Origin of the sequence: Trinickia sp. NRRL B-1857 (assembly GCF_050470685.1) — a bacterium.
Taxonomy (GTDB): Bacteria; Pseudomonadota; Gammaproteobacteria; order Burkholderiales; family Burkholderiaceae; genus Trinickia.
This window is the reverse complement of sequence record NZ_JBFLUK010000001.1, coordinates 2,724,144-2,749,377: the sequence shown is the minus strand read 5'-3', so window position 1 is coordinate 2,749,377 and position 25,234 is coordinate 2,724,144. Positions and strand designations below refer to the sequence as shown.

Here is a 25,234-nt window from a genome sequence, read left to right as displayed (position 1 = left end):
CTCGCGCGTTACCCTTTGATTGCCGCAAGGACGTCGTCGGTTTGGCGAACGTGTCCGAGGCGCGGGAAGATGAAGCGGATCGACGCTTCGTGCTGTTCGGTCGATGCGCAGCCCATGGCATCTTCCGCGAAAACGATCGAATAGTTGTGCTCGAATGCGGCGCGCGCGGTCGACTCGACACCGATGTTCGTCGAAATGCCGCCGAGCACGATCGTTTGAACGCCGCGCCGACGCAATTGCAAATCGAGTTCGGTGCCGTAAAACGCGTTCCACTGCCGCTTCGTGATCAGAATATCGCGCTCGCTCGCCTCGAGTTCGGCGGGAAAGGTCCACCAATTGTCGGGCAGTCCACCGGGCGGGAAGGCCGTAGGCTGGTCGACGCTTTGCCGCAAAACGTCGCCGAAATCGGGGCTCGGCCCGACGCGCACGAGCACGACCGGCGCGCCCACTTCGCGAAAGCGCTTGGCGAGCCGCACGCTCGCGTCCAACACGGCGTCGGCCGTGCGCGGCCCTTTCGCGTACGGCAAGATGCCTTCTTGCAAATCGATGAGAACGAGCGCGGTGCTACGTGGATCGATGATGTCCATGATGGGTGCTTGAAGTCCGGTTGATGCGACGTTGAACGCGATGAGTCGAAAGCGGTCCGAATACGTCTCGCTTGGAGATCGCAGGGCGGTATGTCCGTCGGCCGCCCATTGAGCATGGACGGCAAAACGGGTCTAATGGGAGCGACACCCCTCAAAGACGAGGATACCCTCACAAAACGGAGTATATGAGGATGACCTCACAAAACGCAAGTCGCGGGGACGACGACATTCGTGCGGACGCGAAGGCGCCTCGCCGCGAGCGGGGCCGCGCACGCGTGGCGGCGCTGCTCGATGCGGCCGGGGCGGAGTTTGCCGAGAAGGGATTCGACGCAGCGACGATGACGGCGATCGCGGCGCGCGCGGGAGCGTCGATCGGCTCGCTCTATCAGTTCTTTCCGACCAAAGACGTGCTGGCGGATGCGTTGCTCGAAGCGTATCTGACGACGCTGATCGACGACCTCGGCCGGCTGCGCGAGGCGGCGCCGGCGCTCGATATCGCGGTATTGGCGCATCGGCTCGCGCGTGCGTTCGTCGACTTCCGCGCGGCGCATCCGGCATTCGCACCGCTCGTCGAGACGCCGGGCCGGTCGTTACCGGCGGCAGCGGGCGTGAGAGAGCGGCTTCGCGCGGATATCGCCGCGGTGCTGCGTGCGAAAGCGCCGGGTATGAAAGCCGTGGAGGCGCAGGTGTGCGCCGCTGTCGTTCAACAACTCATGAAAGCGGCGGTGGCGATCCAAAGCGAGGCCTCGTTTTCGCACCGCGCGGCGGCTATCGACGAACTCGAACGTGTTATGACGCTGTATCTGGACGAGACGCTGAAGGGTGCGGGTGCTTCGCGACGCAAACGATAGGCATTGATTTGATGAGTCAATAGATGCATACTTACATCAAATCAGATGCAGGGGCTCACATCATGCGCACCACTGTCACCATAGACGACGCGCTTTACGAGAAAGCGCTAGAAATGGCGGACCCCAATATGGACAAAGGGGAGATCTTCCGTGAAGCGATGAAAACGTTCGTGCGGGTACAAGCCGCCAAGCGACTCGCGGCTCTGGGCGGTACGATGCCGGAGATTCGAGACGTGCCGCGTCGTCGTGAAGGGCCCGTTTCTCAATGAGCGTTCTCATCGATACCTCGGTCTGGGTAAGCCATTTTAGGGACCGGAACGAGGCGCTAGTTGATTTGATCGCGTTGGACCTAGCACTGACTCATCCGATGGTCGTAGTCGAGCTTGCCTGCGGGACTCCCCCTGCCCCGCGTGCGCAGATACTTGGCGATATCGGGCTCTTGCAGCCAGCCAATCAGGCGAGTTTGGGTGAAGTAGCAGAGTTCATCGAACGAGAAAAACTATTCGGACTTGGGTGCGGGTTAATGGATATGGCGCTACTGGCTTCGACATTGATCACTCCTGGCGCGCAGCTCTGGACCCTGGACAAGCGTCTGGCCGATTTGGCAGCACGCTTTGGCGTAGCGCGCAGCCCCAGATTTCACTGAGCACCCCATCTACCCGAGATTTTCAGCCAAACGCCCGCCCTACTCCCCCGCCCGCTCCACCACCTGACGCACGAGCTTCGACGAAACGTAATGCGGGCCGTCGAAGAGATAAACGCGATACCCGCGATAGGCCTGCAACTGCGGCGTCAATTCCGCCGCCTTCGCGGCGCGATATCCGCCGCCCGGCAAACCGCGAAACGCCTCGGCAATGATGCGGACCCGATCGGCGCCCAAGCGCTGAACGAGCGCATCCGCATAAGCGCGCGCCACCGCGGGTTCGCGCACGTAATCGCCGCAGCCGTCCTGAAAGAACACGCCGACGTCGCGCGGCAACCACTCATCCAACCACGCCGCGAGCGCCGCGCCGCCTATGTTCGAGTTGTCGTAGACGCTAATCCACAGCGGTTTAGGCAACCGCTCCAGCACCGGCGCCAATGCGCGCGCATTGCTCCAAGTCGGATCGACTTCCACCGGAAAATACCAACCGGCGACGTGCATCGGCCAAGGCGCCGCAGCCAGCGCGATCGATTGGGCCGCGAGACGCGGCAGGTGCGTGCGCGCTTGCGTTTCGTCGAATCGCCCTGCTAAACCGACGATGACGTCGCGCGCCCAAGGCTCCTGGCCGATACGTTGCCAATCGGGCAGCCGCGCCGCCTCGTCAAAGCCTTGCATCGGCACGAGCGCTTCATCGTCGACGGCCGTCCATTGCACGAGCAAATCGCTAACGCCAAGCGCCTCCCAGTCGCCGCGCGGGTTCGCATGATCCTCGTCAGGTTGCCAAACGATGCCTTGCGCCAGTGCCTGCGCCGGCGCGAGCGGCTCGAGGCGCAACGGAGCGGCGATCGCGAGCCCCGTGCTCGATAGCGCGAGCATCCACACTGCGAGCGCAGTCCGTCGCCGCCACCGCCACGCAAGCGGGCGGGCAGCCTCCATCGGGGCACCGCCACCGATCGTCCGTGCCCTCGACCTATCGCCCATCGCCGGGCACCACCGAATCGAGCATCGCAAGGCGATAATCGTCCGCGAGACGCGCACGGTCGATCTTCGCATTGATCGTCAACGGCAGCAGCCGGCAGGCGATCAGCTCCGACGGAATCATGTAGGGTGGCAAGCGCTCGGCAAGCCGCGCACGCCAATCCGGCGGCAGTGCCAGTTGCGCACCGCGTTCGTCGTTGGCGCCCGTTTCGACGAATGCGACGATGCGGGCAACGGTGCCGTCCGCGCGCCGCAGCGGCACCGCCGCCGCATACGCGCCACCCGGCAACGCCGCGAGCGCGGCGTCGATCTCGGCAAGCTCGATGCGATAGCCGTTCAGTTTGACTTGGTCGTCCATGCGGCCATCGCAAAAGAGCAGGCCTCCGGCATCGGCATGGCCCAGATCGCCCGTGCGAAATGCCCGCGCGCCGTTGCGCTCGAACATCTTCGTCGCGTTCAGATCGCCGCGATTCACATAGCCTCGCATCACATACGGACCCGCGATACAAAGCTCGTCTCGTTCGACGAACACCTCGCCGCCGCGCCGCGCGTATCCGATCGGCAAGCGATCGGGATGAGCGGCAAGCACCGCATCGTCCACGACGATCCATGTCGCCGCCACCGTGGCTTCGGTCGGGCCGTAGGTGTTGATGATCCGCGCACCGGGAAAACGCTCGCGCAAACGACGAGCGAGCGACACGGGCAACATTTCGCCGCAAAACAGGAACGTCGTTAGCGCGGGCAACGACGCTTGAGCGATGCGCGGGTCGAGCAACTGTTGCTGCACGAACGACGGCGTCGACACCCACGTGCTTACGCGCGCGTTCGCCAGCGCTTCGACAAAGGCGGTACCCGGCATGCAGGCGGCGCGCGACATCATCACGATCGTGCCGCCGAGCGCGAGCGTGCCGAACACCTCGTACATCGACAGATCGAAACTGAACGGCGCTTGATTGAGAAAGACCGGCGCGTCGCCGAGGGCGAAGTCCTCGCGCATCCACTCCGCCAACGAGGCGACGCTCTCACGCCCGATCTGCACGCCCTTCGGATCGCCCGTCGTCCCCGAGGTGAATTGCACATAGGCGAGATCCTTCTCGCGCAGCGTCGACGCGCGGGCACCGTCCCCCGTCGACTCGCCATCCGCGTCGAAGCGCTCGAAACGCGCGCGGCGCGCATCGAAATAAGTCGAGGCGCCCAGCGTCCGAGCGATGCGCCGCATACGTTCGTCGGGATAGACCGTATCGACGGGCACGAACGGCGCACCGAGCAGCAGCGCACCGGTCATCGCCACGAAAAACTCGGCTTCCTTATGCCCACGCACGATCACGGGCGTATCGCGATCGAAGCCCTCGGCACGCGCAGCGATGCACCAAGCGGCCGCCGCGCGGGCCAACTCGCGCCAACTCAGCTCGGCGTCCGCGGCGATGACAGCCGGCGCGTCGGGACGCACATCCGTATCGACGAAACGGCTCTCGACTAAATCGAAACGCATCTTGGCCGCCTATCGAGTCGGGGTGTTGTCGGCGATATAGGCGGCCAACGCCGTCACGCTCGCCAGATGTTCGCCGATCTCGGTCGGCGGCACCTGCACGCCGAACATCGTCTCGACGCGCAGAGCGATCTCGACCGCAAGGACCGAATCCACGAGACCCGATTCGATCAACGGGGTATCCGCCTCGAGCCGGCGCATCACGACCGATTCCACGAGCGCCCGGACTTGCTCCAGGGAAGCGGCCGGCGCCGCCGGGGTTTGGGTTGACGTCATCGAGATCTCCCTTCGAATAGAAACAGTCACTGAGTCAGAACTGGAAATACAGGAACCGCACTTCGCCGTGCAATTGCGCGGCGCATACGAGCACGAGCAGCACCACCACCGCCGTCCAACGCCACGACGGGAACCATGCGAGCCGCGCCGGCACCGCACCCGACGCGCGCTCGAGCGCGGGTGAAAAGCGCCCCATCCATTCATGCGAATTCGGTGCGAACCAAGCGATCGCAAGCGCTAGCGCCACGAGCGGCGCCGGCATCGTCCGGCCCAACGCGAGCCGCAGCCAAGCGAACCCGTGCACGCCGGCGTCGAGCGGCGGCCATGCGTTCGCACCCAGGCCTCGCATGCCGGCCATCGCCTTAAGCATCGCGAGCGCATCGCTCACGCCATGCGCGCGGAAAAAGACGAAGGCCACCAGCGCGGCGACGAAGGTCGTCGATACGCCCGCAACATGGCGCACCCGCGCACCGAACCCGGTCGAGGACGGCGCCGGCCCGCCGCGCGACGCGCGCCAGTTGCGCCAAGCGTGATTGACGGTCAGATACGCCGCGTGCAATAGGCCGTAGATCAGGTATTGAAGACCCGCGCCATGCCAAATCCCCGCGAGGCCCATCGTGTAGAAAGTCGGCACGGCAATCGTCGCCGCGAAGCCCGAAGGCGAGCCTTGCGCCGCGCGCCCGATCGGCAAGCCGCGCGACGCTCGCCGGCGATTGATCCGCATCGACAACGGGTAGTACAGATACGCGGTGAGATAACGCGTGAGCGTCATATGCCAGCGCTGCCAAAAGTCGATGATGCTAGCGGCCTTGAACGGCGAGTTGAAGTTCAACGGGAAGCGCACGCCGAACATTTTCGCCAGACCGACGGCCATGTCCGAATAGCCCGAGAAGTCGAAGTACAGTTGCAGCGCGTAAGCGAGGGCCGTGCCCCAAGCCGGCAACGCGCCCAACGCGCCGGGCGCCGCGAAGCCGGCGTCGGCATATGGCGCGATGGGATCGGCCAGCAACAGCTTTTTGGCCAAACCGATCGTGAAGACGCTCGCGCCGATCGAGATGTTTTCCGCCCGCAACCGATACGTCTCGCCCTGAGCGAACTGCGTCATCATCTCTTTGTGATGCAGGATCGGCCCCGCGATCAGATGCGGGAAGAACGTGACGAATTGCACGAACCCGAGCGCATCGGAGCGCTTGACGATCCCTGCATTGCAATCGAGCAGGTAGCCGATTTGCGTGAACGTGAAAAACGACACGCCGAGCGGCAGCACGACGCTCGCCGACGTATGCGCAAGCCAGCCGTGCGGCGACAAGCCGAACCACTCGATGAGCGCACCGGCCGTCACCGCCCAATACTTGTATCGCACGAGCAAGCCGATATCGATACAGATCGCTGTCGCGAGCCATGCGCGTCGGCCGCGCGAGCGCGGCGCGCAGGCGAGGATCGCGCGGCTCATGCCGTAATTGAAAGCGATCGACGCCGCGAGCAAGGCCACGAACGCCGGCGCCCATGCGCCGTAAAAGACGAACGACGATAGACACAGCCAGGATGCGGCAAGGCGCGGCGAGCGAGCGCCCACCGCGTAGTAGACGGTCAGCGCGATCGGCAAAAAGAGCGTCAGGAAGACGAACGAGTTGAACAGCATCGGTATCTTCCTCTCAGTCTCGGCGGCTCGAGTCGCCGGCCTTGCCGGTCGGCGCCGCTGCCGATACAGGGGCTTCGGACAACCCGTCCTCCGACATCTCCCAGACCACGACGCGCAGCGAGCGCGGCCACGTGGCGCGCTGCGCCCAGATTGCCGCGAGCGCCCGATCGAATCGTCCGTCGTCCAAGCTCACGTTCCATACCTCCTGGCCTAGTGCTCGCCCCAAACGATCGGCGAAGCCGCTGCGCCGCGAGAACGAGCTGCCGGCGAGCAGCACTTGCGCCGGCGGCGTGTCGTCGAGCAAGCCGCCGGCGCGCTCGGCGCGGATCGTCTCGGCGACCTCGACGTCCATGGCGGGCCGCCAGCCGTCGGGTACGTTGGCCAGTCCGGCCAGTTGCAGCAGATCGCCCACGCGCGGGCGCACGCCCGCGTCTTGCGTCGTCGTGAAACGCGTCGGCCCGCGCCCGCCGACGCGCGGCAAAAGGGCGGCGGCCAACGCATCGGCAGCCGCTTGCGCGCCTCGCGCGTTCCAATGCACGTCCGTGCGATAAAACGCCGGGCGCGCGGCCGTCAACGGACCGAGCAAGTCCACCTGCGCGACGCCCTCGCTCGCGAGCGCATCGCGCCACGCGTTCCAGCGCGACGTCATGCGTGCGTCCTGATGCAAACCGCACAGCGCCTCGGTTTCGACGCGAGCCTTATCGGGCACTGTCGCAACGACGAGCATCACGCCTTGGCGCTTGAGCGCATCGGCATACCGGCGCATCGTGGCGATTTGCGCTTGCAGCTTGGCCTCTGCCGGCGCGAGTGCTTGCGGCGGCGGACGCAGTCCATTCGTATAAAAGAGCCAACCGGGACAACCCTCGCTGACTTGCGGCCCCAAGTCGCCCAACAGGCGGTATCGCACGGCAGCACTCGCCCGTCGCAAGGCCGCCGCATAAGGAACGTCGATCGCGCGATCGACGGCGCGTATCGCGTCGCCGCTACGCCACGCCGCGGCATCCTCGAGCGTAGGCGTCGAGTCGGTCTTCGCATGCTTGGCGAGCGAGGTGAGCGCCAGCGCAAATCCCGCGAGGAGCAGCGCGGCCACGCACGCCGACATCGCGCGATGCCCCTGCCGCAACACGGCGCGCGCGCGCGATGCCTCCTGCTCGCGCTCGCCGTCGGAGCCGGATTCATGCCGGTGCGCGACCTCGCTCATCGCGCCAGCGCCTTCTCGACGCGGTCGAGCCACGCCCCTTCGGCAATGATCGACGGGGCGTCCCACTGCCCCGACGCGCCGGGCCCGTAAGCCATCTGCCCTTCGTTGAACTGCCACACCAACGCTTGCGGCTTTTGCTTCGCGAAGGCCGGCGACTCGAGGTAGTTCAGCAGCGTCTTCCACGGCCCCGTATCGCCGAACGTCCAGGTCAACCCGACCGGGCGCGCGAGCGTATGCGCGAGCCGCTGCGGAAAGCCGAGGTACGGCTGCACCATGCTGTTGCCCACCACTTGCACGACCGGAACCGCATCGGCCAACAAGCCGCCGTCATCGGCTTGCTCGCGCACGATGAAGCGATCTTTGCCGATCACGCGCCGGCGCTCGGGCGGCAGCAACGTGGCGAGATCGCCGAAGTCCATTGCCTCGGTCCATTCGCCGAGCGCGGGAGGCGCGGACATCTCGCCCGGCAACGCACCGGCCGCCGACAGCCGGTCGGCCGTCGCATCGGCAACGGCCTCGGCGGTATGCGCCGACCAGTGGTAGTCCGCCCGGATGTAGGTGCTGTCTTGACTGGTATCGACGTTCGCGAGCGCCGCTACCGCATCGACAAAATCGATACCGGCTTCCTTGCCGTGCGCGAGGATCGCCGCGTAGCGCTGCGCGACCGCAGCGGAAAGCGCGGTGCCCTCGGGCAGCTTGTCGGCGGCGGCTCGCGCCTTCAGCGGTGCCACGATGATCGTGCAGCGAATGCCGTGCGCCTTCAGTTTGGCGGCGGCCGCGCCGATCAGGTCCACCACTTTGAGACAGGCGGCCGTATCGTCGTCCACATAGCTTTCCCAGCCCGGAAACAACCAGCGGTCGCGCCCCTCGATCACGGCTTGCCGCGCCGCCAGCGCCGCGCGCGGGACGAACGACAGCCCGGCCGCGAACGGCGCGGCCGCCAGGGCGAGTAGCAAGCGTCGCCGGCGCAAAGCGGGCACGCTGCCCGCAAGTGAAAGATGATTCGATTGCATCGCTGAAGTGACCTCTAGAAATCTAAATGGCGCGTGACGGCGCGGCTCATCGCGCGGGCCAGTTCAGCGCGTCCAACGCGCCGCTGAGCACCGGATGCGTGGCTAAGCCCGACAGAAAGAGGCTGAAGCTTTGGCCGGCCGCGAGCCGAGGCAGCTCGAACGGCGGCGACACCGCTTGCCCGCATACCGCGACAAGCGAGGCCGCGACGGGATTGATCGAGCGCGAGGCCGCGTGGCCCGTGGCGACGCCCGTGAAGACGGCCGATGCGGGGCTGCGCTCGAGCGCGATCTTGCCGTCGCATCCCTCGACGAAATTGAACACGCGCAATTGAGCCCGCAGCGCGTCCGCGCTAGCCGCCGGCGCGGCGATGGGCGTCGCCCGCCAGGCGCCCGACGCGTCGCGCTCGAGCGCCACCGTGATGGTCTCGCCCACCGTATCGGCGCCGGCTGCCGGTGCCGCGCCCTCCGATCCCGTGGGTATGCCGCCGTCGACGCGCACCTTCAGCGCCGTGCCGGGGCGCACGACATCGAGGCGGCTCGCCGCACCGGGCGCAAGCTCGATCGGCTGCGCCCCGCTCGGCAGCGCGAGCTTCGCCGTATGCGTGGACAGGTTGACGACGCGCAGATAGGTCGCATCGGCCGGCGGCTGGGGCCCATACAAGCTCGCGACATCGTCCGCGGCGGGATAGGCCTCGGTGGAGGCGGCCGCGAGGATCAATGCAACGGCAAGGGCTCGATACGTCGTCGCGCGGCCCGCCGTCGCGAGCACGCATCGGGGCAGACCTGAGGTTCGTTTCATCATCGTTTCGATCTTTCTAAGTTGTCCTGAATAAAATCGAATGTGCTCGGGCGGCCCGCTTCAGTAAGAGAAGACCGCGCCGCAAAACACGCCGCGCGCACGATCGTCGCCTGAGATTTTCCAGCGGTACTGGACCGACAATTCGACCGACGAACGCAGCGTGTCGTAGTGGCCGTCGCGGAAGGCATAGCGGGCCGTCATGCCTACCCCGGTGCCGACCGGCACGCTTCGATCGATCGCCGTGTCGTAATCGGCGCCGGCCACGAGATACGGGAACACGGTGAAGCCGGGACTCACCCGGTCGATCCGATACGTGCGTCCCGCCTCGAGCACGGCCGTTGCGTAATTCGAGGGGTGGACGATGTAATGCCCGCCCTCGGCATACGCGGAAAGCGTCCACCAAGACGGCACGTCGATGCGCCGCTCGGTGCCGATGCCGCCCGAATAAGCGAGCCGCGCGAGCCAATCGCCCTGCGCTTGCGAGCCGATCGGCACGATGCGCTCGAAGGCGGCGATCGCGTCGATGTTGGCGAACGGCTTGCCGCGCACACCGAACGCCGCTTCAAGCGAACTCGCGCCGCTCGCTCCGCCGCCGCTTGCCACGCCGAACGTCTCGTAGCCGCGCGCATAAAGCTCGAACATACGATCGCCAAGGCTACCGAACGGACGCCAGTACACTTCGCTGCCCGCTTGCCAGCTATTGCTCGTGGTGGGACGCGGCGTGCTCGCGTAGCCCGATTGCAAACCGGCGCCGCGATAGTCGAGCGTCGCGTCGAAGCCCCACCGGCGCGTGGCCTCCGAGTGCGCCGCGCGCAAATCTTCGAGCTGCTGAGCGGCCGCGCCCTTCGCCGCACCGCGCAACGGGCGGCGGTTTTCCGCCGCGAGCTTGTCGATGGCCTGCTCGAAGTAGCGCGCCGACTCCTTATCGTGGTTCGCGGCCTCGGCGGCGAAACCGACATCGGCGAGCTCGGTCGCGGAGAGCTTGCCTTGCGCCTCGGCCCGTTTGAACGCCGCAAGCGCTTGTGCGTTATTGCCGGCACGCAATGCGACGTAGCCGGCTTCGAGCGGCGGCAGCGAATCCAATAGGCCGTCGGCGATCAGCGCCCGCGCCACGTCGGCCGCCTCCCCCGTGCGGCCCGCATCGTCGAGCACATCGACCAGCTCGACGCGATGCTGCGCGCTATCGGGCGCCGCGGCGACGGCTTCGCGCGCATCGCGCAAGGCGGCTTGCTTGTCGCCGCGCTCGCTCGCGCGCGCCAGCGCACGTCCCGCCGCATAACCCGGATCGGCCGGCCAAACGTCGCAGCTTTCTCCGAAGTCGGGGTCGTTCTCGCAATCGACGATGGGACGCGCGGCTGCAAGCGTCAGCGCGGCAGCATGTGCGGCTGCGAGGCGCCGGCGCGCACGCCCCAAGCGTTCGGCGACGAACGCGTCGGTATCGTCCCCGGTCGGATGCACGGCCGTTAGCCGGTCCACCGCTTGACGCGTGCGATCCTCGGCCATCCAGACGTCGGCCGCGATCGCACGCGCGCTATTGAGCGTAGCGCGCGTCTCGTCGTGGTCGCGGAAGACGACCTCCAAATCGGCGTCGGCTTGCTCCGTCTGCTGCTGCGCCACGCGCGCATAAGCGCGGAACACGTAGGGCAGCACCGCCGTGTCGTCGTAGGCGATCGCATCGCTCGCGGCCGCTTCGAGCCCCGCCCAATCGCCTGCGGTAGCGAGCTTGTCGAAGAGCGCAACGCGATAGTCGGTGTTGTCGGGCGCATAGGCGACGGCTTCTCGTCCGGCCGCGATCGCGGCGCTCAAATCGCCGGCTTCGCGCGCGGCGAACGCGCGCTTGGACGCTTGCGGAGCGAGGCCGTTGCCGATGAAGGTGCGGCGCAGCCGCAGATCCTCGCTATCGCCGAACTGCTTGACGGCCTGCACGTCGGTTTGCCAAGCGAGCAGATCGTTACCGGCCGCACTCGCCGCATCGATGAGCAATAGACGCAAGCGCAGCACATCGGGCCTGAGCGCGATCGCCTGCTGAGCGCTTTGCGCCGCATCGGCATAGCGCTTCTCGGCATAGGCGCGATAGGCACCTTGCGCCGCCGCGAACGCATCGCCGGTCAGCGCATCCGCGGGCAGCGGCTGCGCACGGACGATCTTCGCCGCCGCCGCCGTCAACGCATCGATCTGAGCCCGGCGCTTGACGAGCGGGCGCAGCGGACCGAATGCCTTGATCGCGTCGCTAAGCGCGCCGCTCGCCGCGGCGTAGCTATGGCGCGCGGCCAGCGCATTGGCCAGCAACAGGCGCAGCTCGGGCACGTCGGGCCGTTGCCGAATCGCCTCGCGCGCAAACGCGACGGCTTGCGCATAGTCGTGACGGCCGTACTCGGCGTAGGCTTGCTCGGCCACGCGGTAGGCGGCGCCCGTCAGCGGCGGCGGTGCGACGTCGGCGGCGTGCGCAGCGGCTTGCACGAACGTCAAGCATGCGGCACAAACGAGTGACTGTAGACGCACGCTCATGCCAGCGCTCCCGGCATCCCGCTGACGCGACGCTGCTCTCGCACGACATCCTCGATGGCTTCGCGCGAGACGACACCGCGCGCCACCATGAAGTCGCCGATGCGGCCATGCCGGTCGGGAAGGTAGTCGGTCAGCGCGGCTTCGAACGCTTGCCGGCGCACATAGCCGCGCTCGATCAGCAAGTCGCCGAGCAGCGGAACACGTGCCGCCTGGCCTTGTGTTTGTCCATCGTGGACCGCCATGTCGTCGATGCGTGCGCGCTCGCCGGCTTGCGTGTCGGCAACACCGCGCAAGCGCCGCAACCCCGAGGCGATATCGCCTTCGCGCACGATCCGTTGCTCGACGCCGACGCCGAGCTGCGCCTCCAATTGGGCGATCAATGCATCGCCAAGCGGACTGGCCGTGAGCAGGATCGCGAGCCCATCCGCACTCACGCCTTGCGGCAAGACGCGATAGCGCACGATCGTGTCGAGCGGCAGTTGATCGCGATGACGCTCGAGTGCGGCGACATCCAGCGTGCCGCGACTCAGCTCGCTTTGGAAAGCGATCGCTTCGGCAAGGGTCTCGTCGTCGAGCCAACCTTTGGCCATCAGCACGCGCCCGAGCGGCGCTTCGCGCGCATGCGCCTCGCCGAGCGCGCTTTGCAGTTGTTCGGCGTCGATCGCCTGCCAGGAAATCAACAGCTCGCCGAGGCGCTGGCGTCGATCGAGCAGGCCATCGGCCGACGGAAAATCGTGCATCGTCTTGTCCCAAGCCAACCGCTTGCCCGTGGCGACGTGCACGAGAAATAGGCGCCAGGCGCGTGCGACGGCCAGGAAGTTGATGAAGTTCGCCACCACCATGCGCGGCGCCGACAACAGTCCATGCTCCCAGCCGTATAAACGCGTCACGAAATACATGCGCTGCACCGTGCGCAGCATCAAGGCAAACGCGTTGATCCAGAGCAGCGCGCGAAACCAACCCGCGTCCGCGAGCGGCGAGGCGGCGAACGGCGGCGCAACGCCGAGCGCATCGGCCAGTGCGAAGAGCAGAAACTGCGCGACGAGCACATACGCGAGCATGCCGACGATCGCGGTCACCGTGCCCTTGCGATCGCGCAGCAAGAGATAGCGATTGGCGAGCGAGCCCGAAAAACCCGTCTGCCGCCACCCCTGCAATCCGATCCCGAGCGTCCAGCGTGCGCGCTGCCGGTATGCCGTGCGCAGCGTATCGGGGAAGAACTCGCGTACGCAAAGCGGCATCGTCAGCGTAAATTCCCGGACTGGGCCGAGGCCGAACCACGTCTTACGGCGTGCCGCGAAGGTGACGGGAAAGCGCGCGAAGATCGACTGCATGCCGAGCTTGGCCAGGCGCGCGCCCACGTCGTAATCCTCGGTCAAGCTCTCGGTGTTGAACGGCTGATTGTCGGTCTGTGCGATCAGCGCGAGCAACGCCCGCCGAGAAAAGCAGGTCCCCACGCCGGCCGAGGGCACCGCGCCGGCCAGGCTTTCGCGAACGACGAGATCCTTCGCGTGCCACTCCGCGAATTCGTCCATATAGGTGCCCGCGACGAGTTCGAACCAGTGCCGCTCGAGCGAGGCGACGGGCAACTGGATCATGTCTTTGCGCGGCAGCAGATAATTGAAGAACTTCAATTCGAGCGGATGCAGTACGTCTTCGCTGTCATGCAACACGACACCGGCGAATTCGATGTCCGCCTCGCGTTCGTACTTGAAGATCGCCTGAATGACCCAGTTCAAACAATCCGCCTTGCAGGTGGGACCGTCATGCGGTACCTCGACGCGGCGCAGTTGCCGGTAGCGGCGTCGCATACGCTCGACTTCTTCGATCGTGCGCGCATCGTTTTGATAGGTACCGACGAATACGACGTAGTGCCGGTAATCCATCACGCGCACCAAATCCTCGAGCATGGCCGCGATGACGTCGTACTCGAGCCAGGCCGGCACCATGATCGCAATCGGCTGTTCCTCGCGCGCTTGCAGTTGCTCGGCCGTGAGCGGGCGGTAGCGGCGCTTAACCGTCATGAGCCGATACGTCTCGCGCGACCAATACCAAAGATCGACGAACAGATCGTCGAGACTCGACACGAAAATGGCGACGGCGACCACGGCGGCCAGCAACTCCAGCACCGTGAAGTAGCGGCCCATGGCATAGCCGCCGTACCAAGTCCACGCCGCGAGATTCATTGTGCGTCGCCCTTGGCGCGATGGCGGCGGCGCTCGATGCCGGCGATGGCGAACAGGGCAAGTAGCGCGGCTACGACGCCCGTTGCAACGAGCCAGGGCAAGCGGCGCGAGAAGGCATCGTCGGCGGCGCGGTCGGTGACGACCTCGCCCGGATGGCGCGAATCGAACAAGCGCGCAACCGCATCCGACGCAACGAGCGCGACGTCGCCGCGCGCGAGACGCAGCGTAGCCGGCACCTGCGGCGCTTGCTGCCCCAGCGTTCGATAGGCGATGCCGGCCGCCCCGTTCGCACTCGTCACATCGATGACGGCGAGGTTGGAGAGTCCCGAGACATCGGCATACGTATGCCCCGCTCCATCTACGAGCGTCAGGCGGTTTGCCGACAAGCGGGCACGGCTCGCTTGCTCGTCGTGCAGCGCGACGTCCATCGCGAGGAACGGCCCGTTCGGGGCCGCGCCGGCACCCGCCGGTACGACCGCAAGCGTTGCACGCGTCGGCGCGATGCCGACCACCTCGGCCAAGCGTCCCACACGCGATACGGCTTGCGTCGCATTGTCGAGATAGGCCGCGGGCACAACGATGTTCGCCGTCGTCGCAAATCGCGCGAGCATGCCGATGAAGTCGTCGTCGGTTTCCGCACGGGCGAGCGTGAGATGACTCGTCGGCAAAACGGCGACCGGATAGCCCTGCGAGCGCGCTTCGCAAGCGCCGTCGGGACGACGTTGGAAGACGATGCGCAGCACGTTCGTCGGAGCGAGCGCGTAGCGCGGCACGTGCGCGGCGATTCGCTGCGGCTTACCGTTCTCGTCGAGCATCTTCGAGGCGATCAGTACGCCGTTCAAATAAACCGAGGCGATGTTGCCGTCGCGATGGGGCGTCGGCGCCGCGGCCACATCCAATACAACCTCGTCGGGCAGCTTGCCGTTCGCGGCCACGGATGCGAGATCGAAGCTCGCGTCCCAAGTCGCCCGGCCGAGCACGTCCAGCGTGCGAGGCTCTCCGCCCAGTGCCGAGAGCGAGATCCGCTTCACGTCGGGGCCGGGCCCCTCGTCGAGCCGGTGCACGACATAACGATCGGCGACGCCGATCGGCTTCCAGTCGCGCACGAGCGCTTGCGCCGAGGTGGGATCGCCCACGACGATCGCCACACGCCCCGGTAGATGGGCAAGGCGCAGTTCGCCCACCGCGAGCGCGCTCGTGATCGGCGCGAACGCACGCGCACGCCACGCATCGAACGCGGTGGCGCCGGCCGGCGACAGCGCGGCGATCTGCTGACGCAGCGCATCGAGCGCCGCATTCGCCTGTTGACGCAACGCGTCGTCCGCGACGATCACATCGGGTGCGAAGGCGCTCGTCGCGGCGAGTACGAGGGCGGCGCCGACCTGCGCCGGATCGGCGAGCTTCACGTGACCGCCGCCGGCGAGCGCCGCGAACGCCGGCACCGCGCGCAGTGCCGCGGGTACGTCGGCCGCATCGACCTCGACGGCCTCGCCCAACTGCGGCCAGGCGTGCACGACGGGGCGACGGCCCTCGCGCTCCATCAGCGTGTCCACTCGCCAGGCCGTATCGAAGGCCGTGCTGCCGAGGTGCTCGCCCGAGATCGCGATGACAGGCGCCATCGGCAGCGCACTCCATGCGGTGCGCACGTCCGCAACGGCGCTCGGATCGAACCGGTAGGTCAGGCGCGTGCTCGGTGCGACGCGCAGCACGTTGCCGATGGCCGTCTGGTCCGTGCACAGCTTATCGTCGATGATCGACGACCATTGCAGTCCCACGCGCACGAAGCCACCCTGACGCGGCGCGCCGTCCACGCCGACGCTCGCTTGCGCGGTGCCTTGCGTGTCCGTGAAGCCGCGAGCCAGCACGGGCGAGCCGTCGAGCGAGACGAGCATCGTCGTGCGGCCGCCGTCGGCGTGCAGATATCCACCGTCCAATTGCAGCGTCGCATCGTCGATCGGCAAGCCCGCGGGCACCGGTAAGTACAACTCGTGACGCGCATCGGGCGCGGACAGCACAAGCGGCTCGTGCAAGCCGAGATCGGTGAGCGACACACTACGCGCGACGACGCGATGCTCGCCCATATGCGCAAAAGCATCGGCCAGCGCGCTTGATGCGGTATCGAGCGCCAACGCGGGCGTTAAATGGGCGAGCAGCAAAGCGGGTGCGGCGCACAAGGCGACCCTAAGGCGCACGACGGCGCGCGGGGTGAGAGTGGGCATCACGGGGTACCGGATTGAATACGCAAAGTTGAAAGGGCTCGGGCGGACGGGAGTCGCGGCAGCGCAAACCGCTGCACCGCCGCGAGCCGACCGCGGACCGGCGTCAGAGCTGCGCGGCCGCCTCGACGGCGTCGGGCAAACTCGCGTCCTCGCTCGATCGCACCGTGGTGGCGAACTCATCGAACGGGGTGCCCGCGATCGCGGCGACGATGCGCTTCGCGGCGAGGCCATCCCCGTAGGGGCTGATGGGCTCCCGCCCGCGCTCACCCGCGCGGCGGGCATCGAGCAGCTCGTGCACGCCGTTCACGATCGCATCGGTGCGTGTGCCGACGAGCCGGACCGCTCCCGCCTCGAGCGCCTCCGGCCGTTCGGTCACATCTCGCATGACGAGCACGGGCTTGCCGAGCGCGGGCGCTTCTTCCTGCACCCCGCCCGAATCGGTCAAGACGATCGCCGCGCGCTGCATGAGGCGGACGAAGCCGAGATAGTCCAGCGGCTCGATCAAATGCACACCCGGCGTGGCGCCGATGCGAGCACGTGCGGGCGCCCGCACATTCGGATTGAGGTGAACGGGATAGACGATTTGCACGTCGCCGCTGCGCGCGAGCTCGTCGATGGCGGTGCAGATCGAAGCGAAACCGTCGCCGAAACTCTCGCGGCGGTGCCCGGTCACGAGCACGATCGGCTTCGCCGGGTCGAGCAACGGCAATTGCGCGTCGAGCTTGGCACGCAACGCCGCATCCGCATCGATGCGCGCCGTCGTCGCGTAGAGGGCGTCGATGACGGTGTTGCCCGTCACGACGATACGTCCCTGCAACGCCTCGGCCATCAAATTGGCTTTGGCGCTCTGAGTGGGCGCGAACATGAGATCGCTGATCGCATCGACGATGCGGCGGTTCATCTCCTCGGGCCACGGGCTCGACAAATCGCCCGTGCGCAGTCCCGCCTCGACGTGGGCAACCGGAACACGCCGATGGAAGGCCGCCATGGCGGCGGCGCACGCCGTCGTCGTGTCGCCATGGACGAGCACATAGTCGGGACGCTCTTGAGCGAGTACGTCGTCGAACGAAAAGATCAACCGCGATGCGAGACCGTTGAGCGTCTGGTTCGCCGTCATCAACGCGAGGTCGTAGCGGGGACGCACGTCGAATAGCTCCAGCACCTGTTCGAGCATCGACCGATGTTGGCCGCTCACGCAGACGATCGACTCCAGACCCGGGGTGTCTTCGAGCGCCTTGATGACGGGCGCCATCTTAATGGCCTCGGGACGGGTGCCGAAAACGGACAGGATCTTTAACGACATCGTATGACTTCCCCGTGAATGCATGTGTCGCGCGTTCTCGCAGCACGCATTGCGCGGACGAGGTCTACGCTGTGTGCGGTTGAAATGGCGGCGTGGTCGTATGGTTTTGGGGCGCGCAGGCGAAAATCGAACGACTCACGCAGAGTCGTTCTCGCAATGGATTGCCGCGCTATCGCACCGGGAGCGAATTTTCTGAAATCTTAGAAGAAGTCATGCAAACAATCGTTAAATTCTTCGCAAACAATCGTAAATACCGGGGCGCAAACGATTGACTGACCAATGCTTCAGGATCGATGTCGCATATCCGCGACAGCTGCACATAATGTAAAGACGCGAGCAAATCGACTTAAAACAGCAACAAAGGTCAGATCATTTCGCGCCAAATACGTATGTTACAAATGACATAATCGCCGACGAAACCGATGTAATAAAAATTAAGAATTCGTCAGGCGCGATCGCGCAAACGATTCAACCATCGGCATGCGGAAAGCGCATGCCTCAGCTTGTCCGCAATGTGTCGACTGCGTTACGCACGGCATTATCGAACACGGTTCGGATGAAGTTTCCGACTCGACGATCGACCGAAGCGGTGACAAGCGTCAGCGGACACAATGGCGAACACTGCCCGGTCATACCGGTAAGTTGGGGCAATCCGTGAAATGCATTGCAAGTATCGGAATGGACAATCCACTGTCCGCCAAGATGTTTTCGGAAAACCTCTCCGACATAGCGCGCCATACCGTCGACCAGGTCGGCTTCGCGCCGCCGTTTGACATCGTCGATAGCGGGGAAACGCGCCAACGCGAATTGCTCGATTGCGTTCAGCGAATCGCCGGAAAAATCTAAACGGACCGCGACGTCGGCGGGGATCGATCGGCGAAGCCGTTCGATAGCGCCGCTCATCTGAGTCAACCAAACTTGAAACCGGTCCTCATCGATCCGCATCGTCAATCCCAGCCATCCTTGGGCAAAGCGGCGTGCCTAATCGGCGCATGGCCGCAAAGGCAGCATGGAGCCTGCCGCCGTGTCAGTTCGAAACGCGCTCCGGAAACTGCCTTCTAGCTCTCCGTCACATGATAGCCGGGGTCCGCGATGCGCTCACCGCAACTCATCCGCGCCGAGCGCCGCGCGATAGACACCTAAATCGCCGATATCCCCACGGCAAGCAAGCCTTATCAGTAGTCACTACAATAGCGCACGACCGTCTTCCCGAGCGGGCCCGCGGGCCCTGCGCGAACCGCCGCCGGCGCACCTGTCCCCGCTTTTCGATGCCGAGATGACTTCAGATCTTTCCCTTGATGCCCGCGCGGCCGTTCGTCGGCGCAACTCCCCGCGCTTTCTACTGCTTTTGATTTGCCTATTCGCGTCAGCCGGGCAACTCGCCATCGACATTTACGTTCCGGCGCTGCCGGCCATGGCCCGCTATTTCGCCACCTCGCCGCAAGCGATCCAGTCGAGCGTGTCCGGCTATATGGCGGCGTACGCGCTCGGCCAACTGATTTTCGGCCCCGTCGCGGACGCTTATGGACGCAAGCGCGTCCTAGCCTTCGGCCTCATTATTTATACGATCGGTTGCGCGCTATCGCTTGCGGCGCCGAATCTCGAGACGTTCATTCTCGCCCGCTGCCTACAGGGTTTCGGCATCGCAGTGACGAACTTGCTTGCCAAGGCGATCATCACCGACACGTTTTCCGGCCAGGCGTTGATGCATGCGTTCACCTACATGTCGATCGCCTGGGGACTCGCGCCGATCGTCGCGCCCGTTATCGGTGCGCATTTGCAGACGGCGTTCGGCTGGAAATCATGCTTGGTCTTTCTGCTCGTCTATTCGCTGCTGATGTGGGCCATTCTCTGGCGCTATCGCGAGACGCTGCCGGCGCCGGTGCATCTCGAGCCGCGCACGCTCGTCAAGAATGCACGGATGGTTTTGTCGAGCCCCGTGTTCCAAAGCTGCTTTCTCGCGCAAGGGTTGTGCTACGGCATTCTGCTCGTGTTCAACATCGTCGGACCGTTCATGGTGCAGATCACGCTGCACAAAGATCCGACGTATTTCGGCTACCTGGCGCTCGGCATCGGACTGATGTATTTCCTCGGCGGACTATCGAACCGGCTGCACGGTCCGCGCTTTCCGACGGCCGAAACCCGCCTGCGTGTGGGCGCATGGACGATGGTCGCCGCCTCGCTCGCCATGCTCGCGCTCGCGTCGACGGTCGGTCTGCGGGTTTGGACGCTCTCGGCGCCCGTGCTCGTGATGGGGTTTTGCGCCGGCGCCATGTATCCGACGTTGATGGCCAAGGGCAATTCGCTGTTCCCGCACATCGCGGGGTTGACGAGTGCGGTGCTCGGCTGCGCCTTATTGCTCGTGTCGTCGGCCATGATGGGGTTGGCCGGTTTCGTGTCGGTGCATGCGTTGATGCCGCTCGCGATCTTCTTCGTGATCCTCGCGGTGACGGTCGTCGCGATGGTCACGAAACTGTTGCGGCATCTGAGCCTATCGCAGCTCGCCCGATCAGGTGCGCGAGAGACTGCCTAGCTTGCGCAGCCTTGCGATCATCACGCGCAAGTCGATCTTTCGCTTGGCGACCGAATTGCGCCACTTGTTGAAACGGCGCCGCCGCTTATGCTCGGGCGCCGCTTGCAGCGCCTTGAGCTCGGATATGCTCCACTCATGCTCCGCGCAGTATCGCGCCTGGCTTTCGACCGATCTCGCCGAGCCCATCTCGGCAAAAATCCGAGCCAGATAGATGGGCGCCTCGTAACTGAAATTCCAGTAGTGATGCAGGCGATCGCCGAGCGCGGTCATGTCGAACTCGCTCTCGGCAACGAGCGACATCGCGAGCTGCTCCACCCAATTGCGTGGCTTCACGCGCTCGAGCAGAAAGTCGTTGACTGCGATGGCTTTCGCGAAAAACGACTCGGAGCCGGCCGGCGTGCCGATCGCCCCGGCGTTCCACATCATCAAATCGCTGCGCAGATTGCGTACGCCGAGCGCGTGTAGCTGGGGGGCGAATCGCTCGATCGCCGCCATATACGTCGGGAAAAAGTTCGCATTGAAGCGCCCCTCCTGGACGTGCATGCAACCGCGACCGCCTTGTTGCAGCAGGGCAAAGACGTCGTCGGGCAGCGCCAACCAGCGCGTGTCGCAATCGACGTAAAGCAAAGCCGAGCCGAAATGGCGCGCCGCCTCCCGGAGCACCATCAATTTGATACGGTGAACGTAGTCGAACGGACCCCGGTACGCCGAAAGCTGGGCACGCGTAAGCGGCATGCAAATGACAAGCTCATGCTCCGGCACCGTCGTAGGGTCGTCGGTATAGACGACGATACGCACGTCGGTACGTTTCTGTTCGATTAGCAGATGAAGCAGGGTCAGGACGCTGAAACGCGCCTGATCGTAATACTTCTTGCCGCCGTGAGAGAGATAAACGATATGCACTGGCATGAACCAACCTTCACCGACTTATTGTTCGTATTGGGATGATCCCCAACAATCCGTCGATGCCCAGGCGTGTGGGAGAGCAGCAGTTAGGGGTACTCAACAAGCTTTCGCATAGTTTATCCGAATGTCATCCGCCCATCCTTCGAACATGGGCTCGAAGCGAGCCCATTTCGCCCACAAGCGCAACGGCGAGGCGCCCGAGCGCACTAGACAAAACTACGCAATCGCACGACAAAATTTCACTTGAAATTTGTCTGATAAAAGCCCCATACTCGCGCTCGAGATAAATATTACAAATTTTTTCCAAGTTTCGCGGGCCGTCGCAACGGGGAAGCTCATCTTGTCGGTATTGCCTAGTCCTAAGGCAGGGCGTCGTTTTGTTTCACGATTGTTGAACGTCGCGGCGCGCTTGCAGCATCAAGTCCCACCGCTTAGATCGCAGCGTCGTCCCGCCGGCGATCGGATCAAGCACGCCGTCGTACTCGCATGCTTAGCGCTGCTGCCTTTTGCCGCCGCTCCCGCGAACGCGCTCGATGCGTTCGACGTACTCCTCACATCGCGCCATACGCCCGCCACACCGGCGCAACCCGTGCTGCAATCGGCTCGCCCGTGCACGTTCGACGCTTTGCCCGAGCCGCTCATGCTGCAAGATGCCGTCGAGCGCGCGCTGTGCGGCAATCCGAAGACGCGCGAAGCGTGGGCAAGCATCAAGGTGCAAGCGGCGGAAGTCGGTGTGAAACGCGCCGCCTATCTGCCGACGATGACGGGTTCCTGGCAGGGGGTGCGCGACGACTCCGTCACAGACGTAACGGGGCACCCCACGCTAAGCTCGAGCCAACGCGCGACGATTCGTACGGAAAGCGTGTCGCTGAACTGGGTGCTCTTCGACTTCGGCGCACGCGGCGCCGCGCTCGACAATGCGAAGGCGCTGCTCGAAGCCGCGACGGCCTCGCACGAGGCCGCCTTACAAGAAGTTTTCGCCCAGGTCAGCAAAGACTATTACGCCGCGCAAGCCGCGCAGGGCAACGTCACGGCCGCGCGGGAAATCGAGCGCACCGCCGACGATACCGTGACGGCCTCCACCGCTCGCGTCGACAAAGGCGTCGCGCCCATCAGCGACGAATTGCAAGCGCGCACCTCGCTCGCTCAGGCTGTCTATAACAGGGCAAAAGCCGAAGGCGAGTTACAAGCCGCGCTGGGTACCCTTGCCGCGGACATGGACATGCGGCCCGACACGCCGATGGCCCTGCCGGCCGTCGATCGCGGTGTGGCGGCCGATGCGCAGTTCAAAGAATCGATTGCCGAGCTGATCGATGAAGCGCGGCGCACGCATCCAAGCGTGCGCGCCGCGCAGGCACAACTCGATGCCGCCACCGCGAAGGAACGCGAAAGTCTCGCCGAAGGTCTGCCGAGCCTGAGCCTCGTCGCCAAATACACGCGTAACAACCAGCCGGCCAGCCTCGGGCTCGGCGTACCGCAATATCCCGCCACGGGCCACGACTGGTATGTCGGGGTCCAACTCACCATTCCGTTCTTCGAGGGATTCGGGCGCGTCTATACGGTTCGCGAAGCGCGCGCGCAGGTGGATCTCGAGCGGTACCGCGTCGACGAAGCGCAGCTTCAAGCCGGGCTCGACGTCTGGACGGCCTATCAAGCCGTGCAAACGGCCACGGCCAACGTCGCCAACAGCGCGACGTTGCTCGACCTCGCGCAGCGCGCGTATGTCGCCGCGCAGCACCGGTACACGGCCGGGGTAGGCGCATTGCTCGAGTTGCTGTCGACGCAATCGTCGCTCGCCACGGCCAAGGAAGAGCGCGTCCGCGCCCTAACCGACTGGCGAGCATCGAGACTGCAACTTGCGTCGAAGCTTGGGACATTGGGGATGTGGCAGGTCGCCGGATACTGATCGCACCGAGCGATGCCAGGCGCAGCCCCTTCCTTGCACAACAACACGTCAAACCATCGCACGTCACTCATGGCCGAACACGACGCCACGCCGAACGACGCCGGACTCTGGGCCCTCGTCGTTCTCGCCCGCTTCCACGGAATCGCCGCCGACCCTAACACCCTCCGTCATCGCTTCAGCGCCGGCGGCCAGCCCCTTTCCGAATCGGACCTGCTGCTCGCGGCACGTTCCCTCGAACTGAAGGCGAGGAGCGTCACCGTTGAGCCGGCGCGGCTCGCCAAGACCTCCTTGCCTTGTATCGCCTTCGACAAGGAAGGGCATCACTTCGTGATTGCGAAGGCCGACGCCGACAAGGTCCTTATCCAAGATCCGCGCGACAGCGGACCTCAGATTCTCGAATTCGACGCCTTGTGTTCGCGCTGGACGGGGCGCGTCGTCCTCATCGCATCGCGCGCCTCGCTCGTCGGCCAGTTGCAGCGCTTCGATTTCACATGGTTCATTCCGGCCGTCGTCAAATACCGGCGGCTATTGGGCGAAGTGCTGGGCGTCTCGTTCGCAATCCAGCTCTTCGCGCTCGTCACCCCCCTGTTCTTCCAGGTGGTGATGGACAAGGTGCTCGTGCATCGCGGACTCACTACGCTCGATGTCATTTGCATCGCCCTCTTCGTCTGCTCCGTGTTCGAGATCTTGCTGACGGGGCTGCGTACCTACGTGTTCTCGCATACGACGAACCGGATCGACGTCGAGCTCGGCGCCAGGCTCTTTAGGCACTTGCTCGATCTACCGCTGCCGTACTTCGCCGCGCGCCGCGTCGGCGACACCGTGGCGCGCGTGCGCGAACTCGAAAACATCCGCAACTTCCTGACCGGGCAAGCGCTGACGGCCGTGATCGACATCGTCTTCTCGCTGGTGTTTCTGGCCACGATGTGTGTCTATAGCGTCCGGCTGACCGTCGTCGTCGCGCTTTCGCTGCCTTGCTATGCCGCGATCTCCGGCCTGCTCGTACCGGTACTGCGACATCGCCTCGATGAGAAATTCGCGCGCGGCGCGGACAATCAGTCGTTCCTCGTCGAAACGGTCTCCGGTATCGAAACCGTGAAAGCGATGGCCGTCGAGCCGCAGTTCACGCGCAAGTGGGATCAGCAATTGGCGAGCTACGTCAGCGCGGGCTTCCGCGTCAGCACCCTCGCCAATCTCGGCCAACAAGCCATTCAGCTGATCGGCAAGCTGGTGACGCTCGCGACGCTGTGGATCGGGGCACGCCTCGTCATCGACGGCAAGCTCACCGTGGGACAGCTCGTCGCCTTCAATATGCTGGCCGGTCACGTCGCGTCGCCCGTGCTCCGCCTCGCACAGCTTTGGCAGGATTTTCAGCAGGTGGGCATTTCGATGCAGCGTCTCGGCGACATCTTGAATACGCGCACCGAAACGCCGCAGAGCCGCCAAACGCTGCCGCAGTTGCGCGGCGATATCTCGTTCGAAGCGATCCGCTTCAAGTACAAAGCCGACGGTCAAGAAGTGCTCAAAGGCGTATCGCTCGACATCCGCGCCGGTGAAGTCATCGGGGTGGTCGGCCGCTCCGGCTCGGGCAAGAGCACGCTGACCAAATTGCTCCAGCGTCTTTATGTGCCCGACAGCGGACGCATTCGCATCGACGGCATCGATCTCGCGCTCGCCGATCCCACCTGGTTGCGCAGACAGGTGGGCGTCGTCTTGCAGCAAAACCTGCTCTTCAACCGAAGCATCCGCGAGAACATCGCGCTAAGCGATCCCTCGCAGTCGCTCGATGCCGTCATCGCGGCGGCCAAGCTCGCTGGCGCCCATGATTTCATCGTCGAATTTCCGCAGGGCTACGACACGGTCGTGGGCGAGCACGGCTCGGGCTTATCGGGTGGCCAACGCCAGCGGATCGCGATTGCGCGCGCGTTGATCGGCAACCCGCGCATTTTGATTTTCGACGAAGCGACCAGTGCGCTCGACTATGAATCCGAGCGCGCCATTCAAAACAACATGCGGGCCATTTGCGCCGGGCGCACGGTTATCGTCATCGCGCACCGGCTGTCTGCCGTTCGCGACGCGAATCGGATCGTCGCGATGGATAAAGGCCAGATCGTCGAAATGGGCTCGCACGAAGAACTGCTTCAGCAAGACGGCTATTACGCACGCCTTGTCGAACTTCAAGCGGCGTGAGCAA

General features: G+C 64.9%; 20 protein-coding genes. 7 read left to right on the top strand and 13 right to left on the bottom strand.

Annotated elements, in window-relative coordinates:
- Positions 1–8 precede the first annotated feature (8 nt).
- Entirely contained in the window at positions 9–587 is a 579-nt protein-coding gene (locus AB1286_RS12220) for a hydrolase (RefSeq protein WP_430363532.1), read from the bottom strand.
- Positions 588–778: 191 nt separating this feature from the next.
- Between AB1286_RS12220 and AB1286_RS12215 the strand changes: the two genes are divergently transcribed.
- The 3 genes from AB1286_RS12215 to AB1286_RS12205 all read left to right on the top strand — a co-directional run bounded on the left by AB1286_RS12215 (position 779) and on the right by AB1286_RS12205 (position 2,084).
- On the top strand, positions 779–1,438 hold the full coding sequence (locus tag AB1286_RS12215) for a TetR/AcrR family transcriptional regulator (protein ID WP_430363531.1): 660 nt from the start codon (positions 779–781) through the stop codon (positions 1,436–1,438).
- A gap of 62 nt (positions 1,439–1,500) precedes the next feature.
- Complete coding sequence (locus tag AB1286_RS12210; RefSeq protein ID WP_430365048.1) at positions 1,501–1,707, top strand: type II toxin-antitoxin system VapB family antitoxin; 207 nt, start codon at positions 1,501–1,503, stop codon at positions 1,705–1,707.
- Positions 1,704–2,084 carry a type II toxin-antitoxin system VapC family toxin gene (locus tag AB1286_RS12205; protein ID WP_430363530.1) on the top strand — a complete coding sequence of 127 codons (381 nt, stop codon included), beginning with the start codon at positions 1,704–1,706 and terminating at the stop codon, positions 2,082–2,084. Before AB1286_RS12210 ends, AB1286_RS12205 begins: the two co-directional genes overlap by 4 nt.
- A 39-nt stretch (positions 2,085–2,123) precedes the next feature.
- On the opposite strand, the gene AB1286_RS12200 is transcribed toward AB1286_RS12205, so the two are convergent.
- The 11 genes from AB1286_RS12200 to wecB all read right to left on the bottom strand — a co-directional run bounded on the left by AB1286_RS12200 (position 2,124) and on the right by wecB (position 17,695).
- Positions 2,124–3,017 carry a hypothetical protein gene (locus AB1286_RS12200; RefSeq protein ID WP_430363529.1) on the bottom strand — a complete coding sequence of 298 codons (894 nt, stop codon included), beginning with the start codon at positions 3,015–3,017 and terminating at the stop codon, positions 2,124–2,126.
- 34 nt (positions 3,018–3,051) lie between these two features.
- Positions 3,052–4,551 (bottom strand): AMP-binding protein, encoded by a 1,500-nt coding sequence (locus AB1286_RS12195; RefSeq protein ID WP_430363528.1) that lies wholly within the window; start codon positions 4,549–4,551, stop codon positions 3,052–3,054.
- Positions 4,552–4,560: 9 nt separating this feature from the next.
- The gene (locus tag AB1286_RS12190) at positions 4,561–4,824 is read right to left on the bottom strand and encodes an acyl carrier protein (RefSeq protein ID WP_430363527.1); all 264 of its coding nucleotides are present in this window, start codon (positions 4,822–4,824) and stop codon (positions 4,561–4,563) included.
- Between the two features lie 34 nt (positions 4,825–4,858).
- Complete coding sequence (locus tag AB1286_RS12185) at positions 4,859–6,466, bottom strand: MBOAT family O-acyltransferase (protein ID WP_430363526.1); 1,608 nt, start codon at positions 6,464–6,466, stop codon at positions 4,859–4,861.
- 13 nt (positions 6,467–6,479) lie between these two features.
- Positions 6,480–7,667 (bottom strand): alginate O-acetyltransferase AlgX-related protein, encoded by a 1,188-nt coding sequence (locus AB1286_RS12180; protein WP_430363525.1) that lies wholly within the window; start codon positions 7,665–7,667, stop codon positions 6,480–6,482.
- A complete protein-coding gene (locus tag AB1286_RS12175) occupies positions 7,664–8,680 on the bottom strand; it encodes an alginate O-acetyltransferase AlgX-related protein (RefSeq protein WP_430363524.1) in 1,017 nt (338 codons plus the stop codon). Before AB1286_RS12175 ends, AB1286_RS12180 begins: the two co-directional genes overlap by 4 nt.
- 46 nt (positions 8,681–8,726) lie before the next feature.
- Positions 8,727–9,479: a hypothetical protein gene (locus tag AB1286_RS12170; RefSeq protein ID WP_430363523.1), complete on the bottom strand. Its 753-nt coding sequence runs from the start codon at positions 9,477–9,479 to the stop codon at positions 8,727–8,729.
- Positions 9,480–9,539: 60 nt separating this feature from the next.
- A complete protein-coding gene (locus tag AB1286_RS12165) occupies positions 9,540–11,987 on the bottom strand; it encodes an NfrA family protein (RefSeq protein ID WP_430363522.1) in 2,448 nt (815 codons plus the stop codon).
- Complete coding sequence (locus AB1286_RS12160; protein WP_430363521.1) at positions 11,984–14,173, bottom strand: glycosyl transferase family protein; 2,190 nt, start codon at positions 14,171–14,173, stop codon at positions 11,984–11,986. The genes AB1286_RS12165 and AB1286_RS12160 overlap by 4 nt, the downstream gene beginning before the upstream one ends.
- Complete coding sequence (locus AB1286_RS12155; RefSeq protein WP_430363520.1) at positions 14,170–16,392, bottom strand: cellulose synthase; 2,223 nt, start codon at positions 16,390–16,392, stop codon at positions 14,170–14,172. The genes AB1286_RS12160 and AB1286_RS12155 overlap by 4 nt, the downstream gene beginning before the upstream one ends.
- Before the next feature lie 103 nt (positions 16,393–16,495).
- On the bottom strand, positions 16,496–17,695 hold the full coding sequence (gene wecB, locus AB1286_RS12150) for a non-hydrolyzing UDP-N-acetylglucosamine 2-epimerase (protein WP_430363519.1): 1,200 nt from the start codon (positions 17,693–17,695) through the stop codon (positions 16,496–16,498).
- Positions 17,696–18,373: 678 nt separating this feature from the next.
- Here wecB and AB1286_RS12145 point away from each other — a divergent pair.
- Together AB1286_RS12145 and AB1286_RS12140 are read left to right on the top strand one after the other, a co-directional pair.
- Positions 18,374–18,541 carry a hypothetical protein gene (locus AB1286_RS12145; RefSeq protein ID WP_430363518.1) on the top strand — a complete coding sequence of 56 codons (168 nt, stop codon included), beginning with the start codon at positions 18,374–18,376 and terminating at the stop codon, positions 18,539–18,541.
- Between the two features lie 430 nt (positions 18,542–18,971).
- Complete coding sequence (locus AB1286_RS12140; RefSeq protein ID WP_430363517.1) at positions 18,972–20,228, top strand: multidrug effflux MFS transporter; 1,257 nt, start codon at positions 18,972–18,974, stop codon at positions 20,226–20,228.
- Here the strand turns inward: AB1286_RS12140 and AB1286_RS12135 are convergent.
- The gene (locus AB1286_RS12135) at positions 20,205–21,137 is read right to left on the bottom strand and encodes a hypothetical protein (protein WP_430363516.1); all 933 of its coding nucleotides are present in this window, start codon (positions 21,135–21,137) and stop codon (positions 20,205–20,207) included. The genes AB1286_RS12140 and AB1286_RS12135 overlap by 24 nt on opposite strands.
- A gap of 406 nt (positions 21,138–21,543) precedes the next feature.
- On the opposite strand from AB1286_RS12135, the gene AB1286_RS12130 reads away from it, so the two are divergent.
- Both AB1286_RS12130 and AB1286_RS12125 read left to right on the top strand, forming a co-directional pair.
- A complete protein-coding gene (locus tag AB1286_RS12130; protein WP_430363515.1) occupies positions 21,544–23,040 on the top strand; it encodes a TolC family protein in 1,497 nt (498 codons plus the stop codon).
- 69 nt (positions 23,041–23,109) lie between these two features.
- Positions 23,110–25,230: a type I secretion system permease/ATPase gene (locus AB1286_RS12125; RefSeq protein ID WP_430363514.1), complete on the top strand. Its 2,121-nt coding sequence runs from the start codon at positions 23,110–23,112 to the stop codon at positions 25,228–25,230.
- Positions 25,231–25,234: the final 4 nt, after the last annotated feature.